Source organism: Methylophaga sp. UBA2513, from assembly GCF_002341285.1.
GTDB lineage: Bacteria > Pseudomonadota > Gammaproteobacteria > Nitrosococcales > Methylophagaceae > Methylophaga > Methylophaga marina.
In genome coordinates this window covers 64662-79982 of the sequence record NZ_DDNT01000015.1, presented here as the reverse complement: position 1 = coordinate 79982, position 15321 = coordinate 64662, and the positions used below count along the sequence as shown (strand labels likewise).

Below are 15321 nucleotides of genomic sequence, written 5' to 3'. Positions count from 1 at the left end.
ATGGTTTGAATTATGATTGACGTATTAGTAAAAGCTAGTACAAGTCACGACAGAATACGAAGCCTCTGCTTAATCGCAGGGGCTTTGTTGTTTCTGGGGCTTGGTGGTTGTGCAACAAACCCGGTAACCGGGGATCAAAACTTCGTCATGTTTGGCGAAGATTCTGAACTGCAAATGGGCAGAGAAAACCATCCCAAAATCATTGCAGAATATGGTCGCTACGATGACGAACAACTGCAACGTTATGTGCAGGGAGTTGGAGAAAAGCTGGCTGCTGTCAGTCACCGTACAGATCTGGTCTACCGATTTACGGTATTAGACTCTCCTGTTATTAATGCGTTTGCTTTGCCGGGGGGGTATATCTATATCACTCGTGGGCTGATGGCATACCTGAACTCTGAAGCAGAACTTGCGGCAGTACTTGGCCATGAAATTGGTCATGTCACAGCCAGACATGGTGTCAGACAACAGAGTGCGGCGCAGGCTGCCAATATTGGTTACACACTTGGGTCATTATTGATACCTGAGCTGCGCAACGCTGGTTCTCAAAATATATTCAACATGCTGGGCGGTGCATTATTGAGTGGGTATGGTCGCGAGCATGAGCTTGAGTCAGATCGCTTGGGTGCTGAATATCTGGCTAGAGCTGGCTATGATCCGAGCGCGATGATTGATGTGATTTCTGTGTTAAAAAACCAGGAAATATTTGCTGCTGCTGAAGCCAAGAAGCAAGGACGTGACTATCAAGGCTATCATGGCCTGTTTGCCAGTCATCCAGATAACGATACGCGTTTACAGGAAGTGGTGGCTGCTGCTGGTAAAAATAAACTAGCTGATGGCCGGATTGAGAAAGCGGCCTACTTGGAACATATTGCTGGCATGACATTTGGCGATAGTGAGGACCAAGGCATACGATCTGAGAATCATTTTTACCATCTATCTATGAACTTTGCCGTTGATTTTCCTGAGAAGTGGCATATCAACAATAACCCTGACAGTTTGCAAGCGATTGCTCCTGATGGCGAAGCGGTGATAGAGATGGGAGCGGCAGATTTGAATCGTCAGTTATCACCTGAGCAATTTATCAAGCAGCGGTTAAAAATCACGACGATCCGATCTGGCCAGGCTTTTGAAAGTCATGGATTATCAGGTTATACCGGTATTGCTTTAAGTCAGAATAAAACGATCAGGGTTGGGGTGGTATACCTGAATGACAAAGCCTTTATTTTCTTTGGCGGTACTGAAAGTAGCAATATGTTTAGCAGCTATGATCCGGCTTTTCTGACAACGATTAAAAGCTTACATCGTTTAAGAGATGATGAAGTGAAACTAGCCCAGGAATTAAAAATTCAAATTGTGAAGGTGGGTAAAAGTGATAACTATGCTGCGTGGGCAAAACAGAGCAGAATCAGTAATAGCCCAATCGAGCAATTGCGTTTACTCAATGGTGATTACCCGGACGGCGAATTACAGCCCGGGCAGTTAGTAAAACAAGTTCGGTAAATCAGAATAGTTCAATTACCGGTGACGAGCCGCTATCACCTTGTCCTGATAGCGGTGCCATCCGCTTCGGTACATACTCTTCTCTGAAGGTTTCGTATATTGCATCCGTTGCTTCTGGTCTGGCGAGCAAACCCGTGGCAGGATCAATTCTCACTGTCACCATACCCACTGGTGGTTCCAGAGGAGATTCTGGCATACCTTCCAGAGCGACCTTCATAAAGTCTATCCACATAGGCAGGGCAGCACGTCCACCCGTTTCATAACGCCCCAAGGAGCGTGGGTTATCAAATCCTACCCAGGCTACAGCGACCAGTTCCGGATGGAAACCATTAAACCAGGCATCTACCTGATCATTAGTTGTTCCTGTCTTTCCTGCGAGATCATTCCGTCCAAGACTCATCGCTTTACGCCCCGTGCCGTGTTTAACGACATCACGCAATAGACTGTTCATGATGTAATTATTCTGTGGTGTCATGATGCGTTGCGCGGCATGGAACTCATCATTATCATCATTAGAGGCATCCAATAAACAGGTTTCACACACGGTATCTGGCGTGGCCTGCATCACAATCTTTCCTGAAGCATCTTCAACGCGTTGAATAATGTAAGGTTCGACTCTATAGCCGCCATTAGCCAGTGATGAATAGGCACGAGCCATATCCCAAGGTGCTGCACTGCCACTACCTAATGCTAAAGATAGATTTTTGTGCATCATGCCCGGTTTAAATCCAAACCGCTCTGCATACTCAACAGCATAGTCTGCGCCGATATCACGCAGCAAGCGGATAGAAACCAGGTTGCGAGAATGAATTAAGGCTTCTCTTAAGCGCGTGGGACCAAAGAATTTGCCGCTGTAGTTTTGTGGGCGCCAGACATTCTCTAAGCCAGGATCATCAAATACGACTGGCGCATCATTGACGATGGTAGCGGCGGTGTAGCCTTTTTCCAGTGCGGCAGAATATATAAACGGCTTAAATCCAGAGCCAGGTTGACGACGAGATTGAGTCACCCGGTTAAACTTATTATTGAAGAAGTCAAAACCACCATTCAAAGCGGTGACAGCGCCATCATACGGTGCAATTGCTACCAGTGCGCCCTGTGCCTCGGGTAACTCAGCCAGCTCCCAGTTCGAACTGGTTAATTGTTCAACTCGAATAATGTCACCGGCCTTAATCGCATCGGTGATTTTCTTTGGCACAGCGCCTCGGCTATTGGTACTCAGTTTTTTCTGAGCCCATTTCACCGCATTGAGTGGTAAATGTGCGTAACCCCAGTTCCTGATGTATAACTCAGCTTTTTCGTCAGTGGTTTCAATCACAAGGGCTGTTTTTAGTGGACCAATATTGTCGTAGTCTTTCAGAATTTTATCGAGAGCTGCTCGATCTGATAGGTCCTCTGGTAAAGCTATATTGGTGACTGGACCGCGATAACCATGTCGACGATCGTAGTCTAACAGTGCAGTCTGTATGGCTTTATTAGCAGCTTGTTGATGCTTGGCACGAATTGTTGTGTAGACATTAAAGCCATTGGTATAGGCTTCTTCACCAAACTTGGCGATTAGGTCTGTACGTACCATTTCTGAAACGTAAGGGGCATATACTTTGATTTCCGGACCGTGATAGCTTGCCGTAACGGGTGCTTGTATAGCCTGATCGTAATCTTCTTTTTTGATAAAACCCACTTCCCACATACGGCGTAAAACATAATTGCGTCTGATAGTGGCTCGTTCTGGGTTTGCAATAGGGTTGTATGCTGAAGGTGCTTTGGGTAAACCGGCGATCATGGCCATTTCTGATAAAGATAATTTATCTAGTGGTTTGCCGTAATAGACATTAGCCGCTGCGCCAACACCGTAGGCGCGGTTGCCTAAATATATCTTATTCAGATAGAGCGATAAAATGTCTTCTTTGGATAAAACTTTCTCAATTTCAAGGGCGAGAATAATTTCATTTAATTTTCTTAAATACGTTTTTTCATTAGATAAGAAAAAATTGCGCGCAACCTGCATAGTAATCGTACTACCACCTTGCGATTTTTCCCCTGTCACTAACAAAGAATAAGCCGCGCGGATAATACCTTGATAATCAACACCAGGATGTTGGTAGAAGCGATCATCTTCCGCCGCTAGAAAAGCATCAGCAAGCGATTTCGGGATTTCATTGTACTCAACAGGGATACGTCTTTTTTCACCAAATTCGGCCATTAACAGGCCTTCAGAACTGAAAATCCGTAGCGGGATTTGTAACTGTGTTTCCTTGAGGGTATTGGTGTCTGGCAGTTTCGGCGCCAAAAAGAAATAGACAACGCCGACGGCGATAAGTGTCAACAACGCTAGAATTAAAATAAGCTTTGTAGTGAAACGAATAAATCGATGCATGTAGACTTGGCTGTTATGTAAGAAATGATGTGAAAGTATATATTGAGTCACAAATAATAACAGTGAGAGAGTTCAAATCACTAGTTTTATTGATATATTTAGGTTGACAACCCCAATAATCTTAATAAACTACTTTAAGTAAGAGTGCTAAGTGGGCTTATGCAATTGAATCAACGGGAATTGAGGCGATAAATGTTCGGACGAAAAAAATCCCCTTTGCTAGGAATAGATATCAGTTCTTCGGTAGTAAAGGTATTAGAACTGAGCAAAAAAGGTGAGAAGTACACTGTCGAGTCATATTCCGTTGAGCCATTGCCTGTTAATGCCGTGGTGGAAAGCCGCATTGAAAATAGAGATGAGGTCGCTGGAGCGATTAGACGAGCAGTCAAACGTTCCGGTACCAAAGCCAAAGAAGCCGCTGTTGCCGTGTCTGCGAATTCTGCCATTAGCAAAATCGTTTCTTTCCCTGCTTCATTATCAGAACGTGAGTTAGAAGAAAACGTATTAATGGAAGCAGAAAATTATATTCCTTATCCGCTGGATGAAGTACGTTTGGACTTTGAGATATTAGGTCCTTCAGCTGCTGATGTTGAGGCTGTGGATGTGTTGCTGGCTGCTTCCCGACGTGAAAATGTAGACGTACGTACCGAAGTCGTAGAAAAAGCGGGCTTAAAGCCAAGGCTGGTCGATGTTGAAGCGTACACCATGGAAAATGCTTTCGAGTTAATCGCGCGTCAATTACCACATCATGGACAGGGATTAACTGTTGCTGTAGCGGATGTGGGGGCCACCTTAACGACCTTACATGTTTTAGTCGATGGCAAGATTGTATTTACTCGGGAACAAACTTTTGGTGGCAGGATGTTAACCGAGGATATTGAGCGCCATTATGGTATGTCATACCAGGAGGCCGGACGTGCTAAAAAGGATGGCAGTTTACCCGACGACTATGGCCCAAAAGTGCTTGAGCCATTTAAACGTTCGATGGCCATGACCGTCACGAGAGCATTACAGTTTTTCTTTTCCGCGTCGACACAGTACCAGTCTATTGATCATATTATCTTGGCTGGAGGCTGCGCATCTATCAATGGTATCGATACGATGATTGAAGAAGAAACGGGTACTTCAACCTCTATTGCTAATCCCTTTGCTGAAATGATTCTTGGTTCACGAGTGAAGATTCAGGCATTGAGTAATGATGCTCCCTCGATGATGATTGCTTGCGGCTTGGCAATGAGGAGTTTTGACTGATGGCACATATCAATTTACTGCCATGGCGTGAAGAACGAAGAGAAGAGCGGCAGAAACAGTTTTATTTAGCGATGGGCGCGACTTTTTTGTTTGCAGCCCTTATTTTTTATCTTGTAATGAGTTATGCCGATAGCTTGATTAGCGAGCAAAATCAAAGAAATACCTTATTACAAACAGAAATCGCCAAGTTAGATATCAAGATCAAAGAAATTCAAGATCTGGAGCAACAGAAAAAACGCCTGCTAGCACGTATGCAGGTTATTCAAGATCTACAGGAAAGCCGTCCTAAAGTGGTTAAAGTCTTCGATTCCATTGCTCGAGTCGTGCCTGAAGGCATCCATTTGGAAAAAGTGGTACGGACAGGGAACACCATCACATTCAGTGGCACAGCAGAATCCAATGCCCGAGTATCTGTGTTCATGCGCCAACTAGATGAAAATCCGGAATACGGCGAATCTCGTTTACAAGTCATCAAACGCACATCCAGCAACAACAATGCAATTAGACAGTTTACGGTGGAAGTAAACGAATCAACTGATGCTACTCAGGAGGATAAATAATGGATCTCTCCTCTATCAATGAATTGGATTTTAATGAAAGTGGTGAGTGGCCAACGCCGATAAAAATTATTGCTGGTGTTTTGATATGCCTGTTGGTCTGGGCAGGAGGCTATTACTTCATATTGAAAGATAAGCAGGCAGAATTGACAAAGCTTGAACAGAAAGAAGTGGAGCTCAAACAAATTTTTGAGATTAAACAAGCTAAAGCTGTCAATCTTGAAGCTTACAAAGAGCAATTAGCTGAAATGCGCGTGATGTTCTCTTCCATGCTTGAGCAGTTACCTAAGAAAAGCGAAGTACCAGATTTACTCGTGGATATCACCCGAACAGGGTTGATAAACGGCTTGGAGTTTGAGTTATTCAAACCTGAAGGTGAAAGACCTGTAGATTTTTATGCTGAACTGCCGATACAAATGACGGTAACCGGTACCTATCATCAATTTGGCGAGTTTGTCAGTGGGGTAGCATCGTTACCACGAATTGTCACGCTTCATGACATCAGTATGGGGCCTATGAGTCAGGCAACAGGTAAGATGACAATGAATGTTACCGCCAAAACATATCGTTATTTTGATGATGATAAATAGAGTGACAATGAATATGAAAACAATTCACACATCATCAAAAGCCTTATTAAACGTAATCGGTACTCTATTAGTGATGTTGTCTTTGACTGCATGTGATCAGGATAAAGCTGACTTAACCGTGTATATCGCCGAGGTAAAAAGTCAACAGAAATCAGATATAGAACCGATACCTGTCATGAAGCCTTATGAAAAATTTGCTTATGCAGCGTCAAGTTTACGTGATCCGTTTATTCCTACTGTTATTGATGTACCACAACCTGCACCAGAACCTGTCATAGATAATGGTATTCGCCCTGATGAAAACAGACGAAAAGAAGTGTTAGAGTTTTTTGACTTATCTCAGTTGCAGTATGTTGGTACGTTAGAGCAAGAGCAGGTCTGGGCACTTGTTAGAGCACCTGACGGTGTTATTCACCGTGTGCAAACAGGCAATTACATGGGGCAGAATAACGGTAAGATTATGGAAATCAGCGACTCAAAGCTGATTCTCAAGGAAATCGTTCCTCAGGGCGGTGGTGGATATATTGAACGAGAGACTTCCGTTCCAGCGGTAGAGGTAAACTAGTCAATGAAAATGATGAGAGATCAAAAAGTCATGGATACACAGCAATCATTAGAAACCAAATCCAGCTGGAGCGTTAGATTGAAACATCATTTATTCTGGCTAACTGCTCTATTTGTAGCTAATACCGCTGCTGCGACAGATATAACTGCTGTGGATTTCAGTGCGTTGCCTGGTGATAAAGCGAAGATCCTGGTCCAGTTCTCGGATGATTTTCCTGAGCCACACAGCTTTTCAACTGATGACCCAGCTCGCATTGTGATTGATTTTGCTGGAGTAAAAAATGCACTCCCACAAAGAGTGAAACAGGTGAATGTTGGCGTCACCAAAAGCATTGCGGCTGTAGAAGCTGGTGACCGCACACGAATGGTTATCAACTTACTGCAAAAAGTGCCATACACCATTACACGAAACAATCGTCAGATGACTATCAGTATCGATAGTGCCAATGTAGCGAAAAATAAAACATCTACCGGTTCTGCATTAAACAGCGTCAAGGATATTGATTTTCGACGTGGAGACGATGGACAGGCACGTTTAGTATTAAAACTAGCCAATGACAACGCAACCATGGATGTGAAACAACAACGTGGAGATATTGTTGTCGATTTGAATAATGTGTCTTTGCCGGAAAATCTTCATCGCCGCCTAGATGTGATGGACTTTGCTACGCCCGTTCAATTCATCGATACAGAAAGTAAGGACGGCGGCACGCAGTTAACGCTGACTACAAAAGGCAAATATGAGCACCTTGCCTATCAATCTGAAAATACATTAGTGGTTGAAGTAAAACCTGTTGCCGATGACGAGTTGAAAAAAGGTGGGCGCAATGAGTTTGGTTATACTGGCGAAAAACTCTCACTCAACTTCCAGAATATTGAAGTGCGGGCTGTACTTCAGCTTTTAGCTGATTTTACAGGCATGAACCTCGTTACCAGTGACACCGTGACTGGCAACCTGACTCTACGTCTAAAAAATGTTCCCTGGGATCAAGCTCTGGATATCATCTTAAAAACGAAAGGCCTTGCCATGAGACAAAATGGCAATGTGATGTTAGTTGCACCAGCTTCAGAAATCGCCGCCAGAGAGAAACAAGAACTGGAAGCTCAAAAACAACTTGTTGAGTTAGAGCCACTGTATACGGAGATTAAAGAAATCAAGTTTGCTAAAGCCGATGAGCTGGCAACCTTGTTACAAGGTGACGGTAAAGAATCGGGTTTCTTATCTGCCCGAGGTAATATTACGATTGATGCCAGAACTAATTCTCTGTTAATTCGTGATACGGCAAAAGGTCTGACTGAAATCAGTCAAGTCATTGAACAATTAGACAAACCTGTCAGACAAGTATTAATCGAGTCACGTATTGTTATTGCAAACAATGACTTTGAGAATGAATTAGGTGTTCGTTTTGGGGCCTCTGGTCGTAGCCGAACCTTGGGTGTGGGTACGTCTGGCTCATTAGATGGCTTGACCGTGACTGATGGTGTGAGTAATCCAAACTTGGTCACACCCGCAACCGGCACACGAACATTAGGTCAGGATTTAAATGTGAACCTTCCTGTGACAGATGCTTCTGGCACCATAGGACTTGCTTTAACAAAACTTCCACTAGGAATGATACTAGAGCTTGAATTATCAGCCATGGAGACCGAAGGTAAAGGTGAGGTTATTTCTTCACCACGAGTGATTACCTCTAACCAAAAGCAAGCTACCATTGAGCAAGGGACAGAAATACCGTATCAGGAAGCAACATCAAGCGGCGCAACGAATGTGTCGTTCAAAGAGGCCGTGCTGAAGCTGGATGTGACACCTCAAATTACACCTGATGATCGTATTGTGATGGACTTAGAAGTCAGCAAGGATGCCGTTGGTAGTTTATTCAATGGTATTCCGAGTATTGATACCCGTAAAGTTCAGACACAAGTCTTAGTTGACAATGGTGAAACAGTAGTTTTGGGTGGGATTTATGAACAAACAAAATCTGACACGGTAGAGCGTGTCCCGTTTTTTGGTGATTTACCTTACGTTGGCTTTATGTTCAGAAATACGAATAAAACAGATTCAAAACGTGAATTACTGGTTTTCATCACACCTAAAATTGTAAAAGAAGGATTTCAATACTGAAATCAGTCATTATCGGTTAAAATGAAAAAGCCGGATCGTATGTGATCCGGCTTTTTTGTCATCAGCATTTGGATTAAACCACTTTGAGTTTAGGAAATATATTTCTTGTTGGGCCGATGGGCGCAGGTAAATCTACAATAGGTAGACAGCTTGCAAAAGCTCTACACAGGAAGTTTTACGATAGCGATAAAGTTATTGAAAAGCGAACAGGTGTGTCTATTTCCTGGATATTTGAAATGGAAGGGGAATCTGGCTTTAGAGACAGAGAATCAAAAGCGATTGATGAATTAACTGATTTGAAGAAGGTCGTTGTGGCTACTGGTGGCGGTGCGGTTTTGTCTGAACAAAATCGTCAATGGCTTAAAACGCGTGGCCAGGTTATTTATTTATCTGCATCGGCAGAGCAATTATATCGACGTACAGCCAGAGATAAAAAACGTCCCTTATTACAAAACACCGATAGACGTAAGCAAATTGAAAACTTACTCTCAATTCGAGATCCTCTCTATCGTGATGTGGCTGATATTATTGTAAAAACAGGTGAGCAATCTGTTCAGCATACCGTCAATGAAGTGATTCGTAAGCTGAAAGAATTAGACAAAAAAAGTGAAACGCATGAAAACGCTACAGGTTGAATTAGCAGAACGCAGTTATCCCATTTATATCGGGACTGAGTTATTGTCACAGAAAGAGTTGCTAAGCAAGCATATCAAACGTCGCGAAGTCGTGATTGTGACGAATGAGACCATTGCACCTTTATACCTTGAGAAAGTGAGTGCTTTACTGACAGAGTTTAAGTGTGAGTCTGTCATTTTGCCAGATGGTGAGTCGTATAAAACTCTCGAGGTAATGAATCAGATTTTTGATAAGTTACTCTCGGAGCAGTTCTCAAGGCAAGTGACATTGATTGCACTTGGAGGGGGCGTTATCGGTGACATGACAGGGTTTGCTGCGGCATGTTATCAACGGGGTGTACCATTTATCCAAATACCCACCACCTTGTTATCACAAGTTGACTCTTCCGTGGGCGGAAAGACTGCGGTGAATCATGCTTTGGGTAAGAACATGATTGGCGCGTTTTATCAGCCGCAATGTGTCATTGCTGATACCAACACACTCAATACCCTGGATGATAGACAATTAGCTTCCGGTATAGCGGAAGTCATCAAATATGGCTTGATTAATGATTTGGCTTTTTTTGAATGGCTGGAAAACAATATTTCAGAGTTAAAGCAGCGTGATCCAAAGGCATTAGCCTATGCTATCGAGCGTTCATGTCAGGATAAGGCTGATATTGTTGCTAAAGACGAGACTGAGCAAGACGTTCGTGCATTATTAAATTTAGGTCATACTTTTGGTCATGCTATTGAAACGGGCATGGGCTATGGCAATTGGTTGCATGGCGAAGCGATTGCAACCGGGATGTTAATGGCGGCTGACTTGTCAGCAAGACAAGGTTGGATGTCAACTGAGGATGTTGCACGTATACGAGATTTATTCATTGCTGCAGGGCTACCAGTTGATGGGCCACAACAAATGTCTTCTGACGACTTTATGTCATTAATGTCAGTTGATAAAAAGGTCCAGGATGGAGTCATTCGCCTGGTGTTATTGAAAGGCATTGGCAAAGCGATTATCAGTGATAATTATGATGCAGATAAACTGCGTGAAACACTGATGGCATTTCAAAAAGAACTATAGGTGCTGAATGAGTGATATTGCTGCAACATCGCCAGAGCCAGCATATATCACTAAGCTGGCTTTACGTCATCTTCCTTTCTCTGAGGTAAAAGAGACGCAAGACTTTTTCGATGGCCGCTATATCAAGCAACGACGTTTACTGATATTACATTTATTAAGATCCACTACTACTCCCATTCTGTTGCAGGCAGATTCAGGGGCAGGTAAGACAACGTTATTACAGCAACTACAGCGCCAGGCACCATCTGATATACGGTTTTACAGCTGGCAGAAAAATGTGTCAGCTGCTGAGCAGTATCAAAGCATGTTAAAAATATTAGCGACTGAAACGGCTTCGACACGAGATGAAACAGCGCTAGCGAATATTCTGAAAGAGCGGCTCAGTCATCTAAAAAAACTCAACATTACTCCTGTCTTACTGGTTGACGATGTGCACTTATTGACGGACGTTGAGCAGCAAGTCTTACAAGTCTGTCTTAGCTGGCAAGATGAGCAGCAACAGCCAGTCATGCAAGCTGTCTTAGCAATGACGGCAGAAACAGCCTTTACGGTTATTCCCACGCAATGGATGGATTTACCTCCATTAGAGCTTATTGAAACAGAAGCGTATTTATTACATCGCTTGAAATACGCTGGACTTCAGGGGGATAGCCCTTTCACCCAAAAAGAGATTCAATATTTAAGTAAGGCATCAGCAGGAAATCTGGCAAAACTGAATGCCTTGGCGCATCAGCAATTATTAGGCATTAAAGCCAAAAAGTGGCGTACCAGACCTTCTATCAGACTTGGAAACGTCCATTGGCTAAGATGGGGTGGAGGGCTTTCGCTGGCCATTGTTATTCTGCTTATACTAAGTTTTCAGAATCAAATTAATGAATGGATTACAGCCTCTACCACATCTGAAAATCATCTCGATTTGCCCGAAGATATTACAACCGAAGATGAGAAGCTGGCCACGGTTATTGTTGGGGATGAGCAAGAAAAAGCAGCAGAAATGCTATCGGAACGTGAAAAGTTAGAAGCGCTACTTGCTGAAATTCCTCCTCCAGCGTCTCAGGAAAGTGAGGCTCCAAAGGCCATAGAGCCAGATCCATCCAATGCGCCTGTTCCTCAGCAACTTCCTGAGCCTGAAGAACAACCCCTCGCCGAGATATCAGTGGAAGAGCTGTCAGGGCAAAATACCAGTCAGGAATCACGTCAGGAAGCTACAGATAAAGCTGATGAGGATATGCTGAGCGCTGTTCACCAAAGAGACTGGATTCTGTCTCGTCCAGAAAAAAGCTATACATTCCAATTAATGGGATCGTGGGAAGATAAAGAAGTCGATGACTTTATCAAGGAGCATGGGCTGAAAGGCGATGTTGCCCGCTTCACCAGCTTACGCGAGAATAAACCATGGCATGTGCTTATTTATGGTGTTTATCCATCTAAGCAAGCAGCCCTAAAAGCCAGTAATCAGTGGTCTGGTGCCATGAATAATTTGCCAACCTGGTTACGTCGATTTGATAGTGTACAAAAACAAATCAAAGAAAAGGGCGTAGCACCCTAAGAATATTGTCTGCGCTTGTATCGAGTCCTGCAAAAACAACACGATAATACAACGTTTGATTTAATTTAATAGTAGAAATGGTGCCATTTTTAATTAATGATGTTAAATCATGATCCTGATTGAGTTTGAAGCAGACAATACCTGTCCCATGATTGATCACTTTACACTTAGCTTGTTCAAGTGCTTCGGCAAAATGTGCCGCTTGTGCAAGACGATAAGCCATTTTTTCAATAAACCATGTTTTGCCCAGCAGCTTCCAGTTTAACCATAAGGGAAGAAAAACCTCTCCTCCATAAGAACCACCAATGGTCATCTCGGGCGGCTCTGATAGGTAATCAATCGCACTCATCAATTCTGGGGCTTGATGGCTAAATAAAAGACTGCATGGTCTAGGTTGGAATAATGCTTTATGGGGGTCGAAACTCAAGCTATCGACTTTCGATATGAGTTGTTTAAGCTCATTAGCTTGTAAAAGCATAAAGCCTCCCCAGGCGCCATCCACGTGTAACCATGAGTCATATTTAGCCGCAATTGCTGTTATCTCTCCGATGGGATCGACAGCCCCTGTGGCTGTGGTTCCCATATTAGCAATAATGGCCAGTGGTGCAGTCTCTACACATTTTTTTTCTAATGAGGCGAGGTGGATTTGTTGACGCTCGTTACATGGAATTACTTCAAAAGTGATACCGAGAATATCACAAGCTTTGGCTATGGAATAATGGCACGCTTCACTGCCATAAATCACGTTTTTATTAGTGTCTGACTGGTTTCTCGCCCGCCATAAAGCCTGTAGATTTGAGAATGTTCCACCATGAGTAAATTGGGTGTAAGTAAATCCAAACTCTTCTGCCAGAGTGAAACGAAGCTCTGTTTCAGCTTGTTTGAGTTTGGGGTACAGCTCAGGAGATAACAGATTGCCATGATGGTGCAATGCCAACTGCATGCCTAACTGACTGTATGGTGCCAGATCAGGTGTCATATGAGCTGCCCAACATCCTTTCTGAAAGCGACTGGCCTCTTCGACAAGATCCTGATAACTAATATCAGACGAAAGCTTTTCCCGTGCATTACCTGCTTGTGCTGTCTTGTTTATTCCATCCTCAGCATCGTAGTTATGTTTCATATTTGTTCATTGCAGTACAAGACCTTTGTCGGGAAACAAGGCTTGCTGTTGGAAGTGAAACAGGCGTGTCATAACGGGCTGTTGATGGAATAAGGGCAGAAAGCCACTGTCCAGGACATTATGATTAATTAAAGATTTGATCTGACTAGAAATAACGGTACTGCGTTTGATGATGCTGAGCTCATCCGCCTTGAGTGACTGACTTAGCCACAAGGCCATACTATCTGAAGTAATATTCCAGCTATGTTTTAACTCTGCTACAGACAACACTCTATGATCAGGAAGCCATATATATAAACCATTTTTCAACAGCGTTGTCTGTTGCTCACCTGGGTAGTAGAAAGGGCGACAATTCGGTGCTAGATCTTTTATTAATAAACCAAATTGTGACATGGCTAAGATGGCCATATGGTGTGCTGTCGCATCACTAAAGCGGTGTAAACGTTGTGCATGCCGAACTTCATCAGCAAAAGGGCCACCGCCAGGTACGATAATCACGGTTTCGTATTCACTGGCTCGGCTTAATAATGTTAGCCATTGCTTAAGTTCTGGTGTATGAAAAAGGCTGCCACCCAGTTTAATAATTCGCATATTATTGTAGAAATTGAATTAGGTTAATCATTGCTGCTGCTTTATCATGCACTTCCTGGTATTCCTCATCTGCATCAGAGTCTGCCACAATTCCGCCACCAGCCCAGAATCTTAGACGATTATCACTGAATACCATGGTGCGAATAGTAATGTTAGTATCCATATTACCATCAAAACCAATATAGCCGATGCTTCCACAGTAGACACCGCGACGTTGGGGTTCAAGCTCTTCTATAATTTCCATTGCTCGTAGTTTTGGCGCGCCAGTTATAGAGCCGCCAGGGAAACATGCTCTGAGTAAAGTCACCGCTGACTCTGTCTTGGCCAAGGTACCTGTAATCGTGCTCACGAGGTGGTGGACAGTGGCAAAGCTCTCCAATGCAAAAGGGTGAGGGACCTGAATACTTCCCGGTTCACAAACCTTACCAATATCATTCCTGAGCAGGTCAACAATCATTAAGTTCTCTGCACGATCTTTTAGGCTGTTTTGAAGTGACTCAGCAAGCAATCGATCTTTTTCAGGATTATGGCGATCGCGAGGTCTTGTTCCCTTGATAGGCTTTGTTTCTACCCGTGTTCCCTCAACACGCAATAAGCGTTCAGGTGAAGAGCTTAATACAGAGACGGTACCCGTATCAAAATAGGCTGAAAAGGGCGCTGAATTTTGTTTTCTTAAAGCCTGATATGCTAACCATGAATCACCTTCAGCATTAACTTCAAACCGTTTTGCCAGATTAACCTGATAACAATCGCCTTCAGTAATGTAGGTTTTTATTTTTTTGAAAGCTGACTTATACGATGCCGTATCGAAGTTACTTGTCAATGGACTGGTGATATTGAATGTTCTTGTTTGCTTGTCTGGTGAAGAGTTTAAGGTTTTGAGCAAGTCTGACCATCTATCCTCTGTGTGAGGAGCAAGACCATGACTGACCAGCCAGCTTCGTTTTAACTTGTGATCAACGACGACTGCCCAGTCATAAATGCCCACTGCCATGTCTGGAATCTGTTCAGCATCTTCAGCCACTGTTGGTAGTGTCTCCAGATAGCGACCTAAATCATAAGCAAAGTAGCCAATCGCACCACCGGTAAAAGGTAATGATGTTGTGTCTTGTTTGTAGCGCTGTAAAAGATCATTGAGCAGTAGAAAGGGGTCGGATGTCACCGTTTTTTTATTCTGACTCTCTGAGATCACTGTTCTGCCATCAGTCGTTTCTAATGTCATAAATGGGGCAGCAGCCAGAATGTCAAAGCGGCCAATATCGGGTGAAGTATTGGCACTATCCAGCATCACTGGCCAAGGAAAGTGACGGATACGGCAAAAAAGCTCAGCGCTATCTTCAAGATAAGGGAGTTCAGTGGTTAAACGTGGGTATTCAGAGTTCATCATGTTATT

General features: G+C 43.4%; 13 protein-coding genes. 9 read left to right on the top strand and 4 right to left on the bottom strand.

Annotation, left to right across the window (positions count from 1 at the left end; translation table 11 throughout):
- Nucleotides 1-12: 12 nt before the first annotated feature.
- Nucleotides 13-1503, top strand: coding sequence for a M48 family metalloprotease (locus tag B3V56_RS09635; protein ID WP_289283031.1), 1491 nt, complete (start codon nt 13-15; stop codon nt 1501-1503).
- A 1-nt stretch (nt 1504) separates the two neighbouring features.
- Here the strand turns inward: B3V56_RS09635 and B3V56_RS09630 are convergent, their stop codons facing one another.
- A complete protein-coding gene (locus B3V56_RS09630) occupies nt 1505-3880 on the bottom strand; it encodes a penicillin-binding protein 1A (RefSeq protein ID WP_286303494.1) in 2376 nt (791 codons plus the stop codon).
- 192 nt (nt 3881-4072) lie between these two features.
- Between B3V56_RS09630 and B3V56_RS09625 the strand changes: the two genes are divergently transcribed.
- The 8 genes from B3V56_RS09625 (at nt 4073) to B3V56_RS09590 (ending at nt 12214) form a co-directional block, all read left to right on the top strand.
- Nucleotides 4073-5131, top strand: coding sequence for a pilus assembly protein PilM (locus B3V56_RS09625; protein ID WP_286303495.1), 1059 nt, complete (start codon nt 4073-4075; stop codon nt 5129-5131).
- Entirely contained in the window at nt 5131-5691 is a 561-nt protein-coding gene (locus B3V56_RS09620) for a PilN domain-containing protein (RefSeq protein ID WP_286303496.1), read from the top strand. Before B3V56_RS09625 ends, B3V56_RS09620 begins: the two co-directional genes overlap by 1 nt.
- Nucleotides 5691-6278 carry a type 4a pilus biogenesis protein PilO gene (locus B3V56_RS09615; RefSeq protein ID WP_286303497.1) on the top strand — a complete coding sequence of 196 codons (588 nt, stop codon included), beginning with the start codon at nt 5691-5693 and terminating at the stop codon, nt 6276-6278. Before B3V56_RS09620 ends, B3V56_RS09615 begins: the two co-directional genes overlap by 1 nt.
- A 7-nt stretch (nt 6279-6285) precedes the next feature.
- A complete protein-coding gene (locus tag B3V56_RS09610) occupies nt 6286-6843 on the top strand; it encodes a pilus assembly protein PilP (RefSeq protein ID WP_286303498.1) in 558 nt (185 codons plus the stop codon).
- Between the two features lie 3 nt (nt 6844-6846).
- Complete coding sequence (gene pilQ / locus B3V56_RS09605) at nt 6847-8964, top strand: type IV pilus secretin PilQ (protein ID WP_289283032.1); 2118 nt, start codon at nt 6847-6849, stop codon at nt 8962-8964.
- 83 nt (nt 8965-9047) lie between these two features.
- Nucleotides 9048-9599, top strand: a complete 552-nt coding sequence (gene aroK, locus B3V56_RS09600; protein WP_289244104.1) for a shikimate kinase AroK — start codon at nt 9048-9050, stop codon at nt 9597-9599.
- Nucleotides 9580-10665, top strand: a complete 1086-nt coding sequence (aroB, locus tag B3V56_RS09595; RefSeq protein ID WP_289283033.1) for a 3-dehydroquinate synthase — start codon at nt 9580-9582, stop codon at nt 10663-10665. The genes aroK and aroB overlap by 20 nt, the downstream gene beginning before the upstream one ends.
- A 7-nt stretch (nt 10666-10672) precedes the next feature.
- Nucleotides 10673-12214, top strand: coding sequence for an SPOR domain-containing protein (locus tag B3V56_RS09590; protein WP_289284214.1), 1542 nt, complete (start codon nt 10673-10675; stop codon nt 12212-12214).
- Here the strand turns inward: B3V56_RS09590 and B3V56_RS09585 are convergent.
- Genes B3V56_RS09585 through pabB form a run of 3 tightly spaced genes read right to left on the bottom strand, consistent with a single transcriptional unit; the run spans nt 12189 to nt 15315 of the window.
- The gene (locus B3V56_RS09585) at nt 12189-13337 is read right to left on the bottom strand and encodes a pyridoxal phosphate-dependent decarboxylase family protein (RefSeq protein ID WP_289283035.1); all 1149 of its coding nucleotides are present in this window, start codon (nt 13335-13337) and stop codon (nt 12189-12191) included. The genes B3V56_RS09590 and B3V56_RS09585 overlap by 26 nt on opposite strands.
- A 6-nt stretch (nt 13338-13343) precedes the next feature.
- Entirely contained in the window at nt 13344-13928 is a 585-nt protein-coding gene (locus tag B3V56_RS09580; protein ID WP_289244100.1) for a delta 1-pyrroline-5-carboxylate synthetase, read from the bottom strand.
- Nucleotide 13929: 1 nt separating this feature from the next.
- The gene (gene pabB, locus B3V56_RS09575; protein WP_339608424.1) at nt 13930-15315 is read right to left on the bottom strand and encodes an aminodeoxychorismate synthase component I; all 1386 of its coding nucleotides are present in this window, start codon (nt 15313-15315) and stop codon (nt 13930-13932) included.
- Nucleotides 15316-15321 lie beyond the last annotated feature (6 nt).

Excerpts from the sequence above, each read along its gene's own strand:
- B3V56_RS09635 (WP_289283031.1), top strand. The coding sequence starts at position 13 with ATGATTGACGTATTAGTAAAAGCTAGTACAAGTCACGACAGAATACGA.
- B3V56_RS09630 (WP_286303494.1), bottom strand. The coding sequence starts at position 3,880 with ATGCATCGATTTATTCGTTTCACTACAAAGCTTATTTTAATTCTAGCG.
- B3V56_RS09625 (WP_286303495.1), top strand. The coding sequence starts at position 4,073 with ATGTTCGGACGAAAAAAATCCCCTTTGCTAGGAATAGATATCAGTTCT.
- B3V56_RS09620 (WP_286303496.1), top strand. The coding sequence starts at position 5,131 with ATGGCACATATCAATTTACTGCCATGGCGTGAAGAACGAAGAGAAGAG.
- B3V56_RS09615 (WP_286303497.1), top strand. The coding sequence starts at position 5,691 with ATGGATCTCTCCTCTATCAATGAATTGGATTTTAATGAAAGTGGTGAG.
- B3V56_RS09610 (WP_286303498.1), top strand. The coding sequence starts at position 6,286 with ATGAATATGAAAACAATTCACACATCATCAAAAGCCTTATTAAACGTA.
- pilQ (WP_289283032.1), top strand. The coding sequence starts at position 6,847 with ATGAAAATGATGAGAGATCAAAAAGTCATGGATACACAGCAATCATTA.
- aroB (WP_289283033.1), top strand. The coding sequence starts at position 9,580 with ATGAAAACGCTACAGGTTGAATTAGCAGAACGCAGTTATCCCATTTAT.
- B3V56_RS09590 (WP_289284214.1), top strand. The coding sequence starts at position 10,673 with ATGAGTGATATTGCTGCAACATCGCCAGAGCCAGCATATATCACTAAG.
- B3V56_RS09585 (WP_289283035.1), bottom strand. The coding sequence starts at position 13,337 with ATGAAACATAACTACGATGCTGAGGATGGAATAAACAAGACAGCACAA.
- B3V56_RS09580 (WP_289244100.1), bottom strand. The coding sequence starts at position 13,928 with ATGCGAATTATTAAACTGGGTGGCAGCCTTTTTCATACACCAGAACTT.
- pabB (WP_339608424.1), bottom strand. The coding sequence starts at position 15,315 with ATGATGAACTCTGAATACCCACGTTTAACCACTGAACTCCCTTATCTT.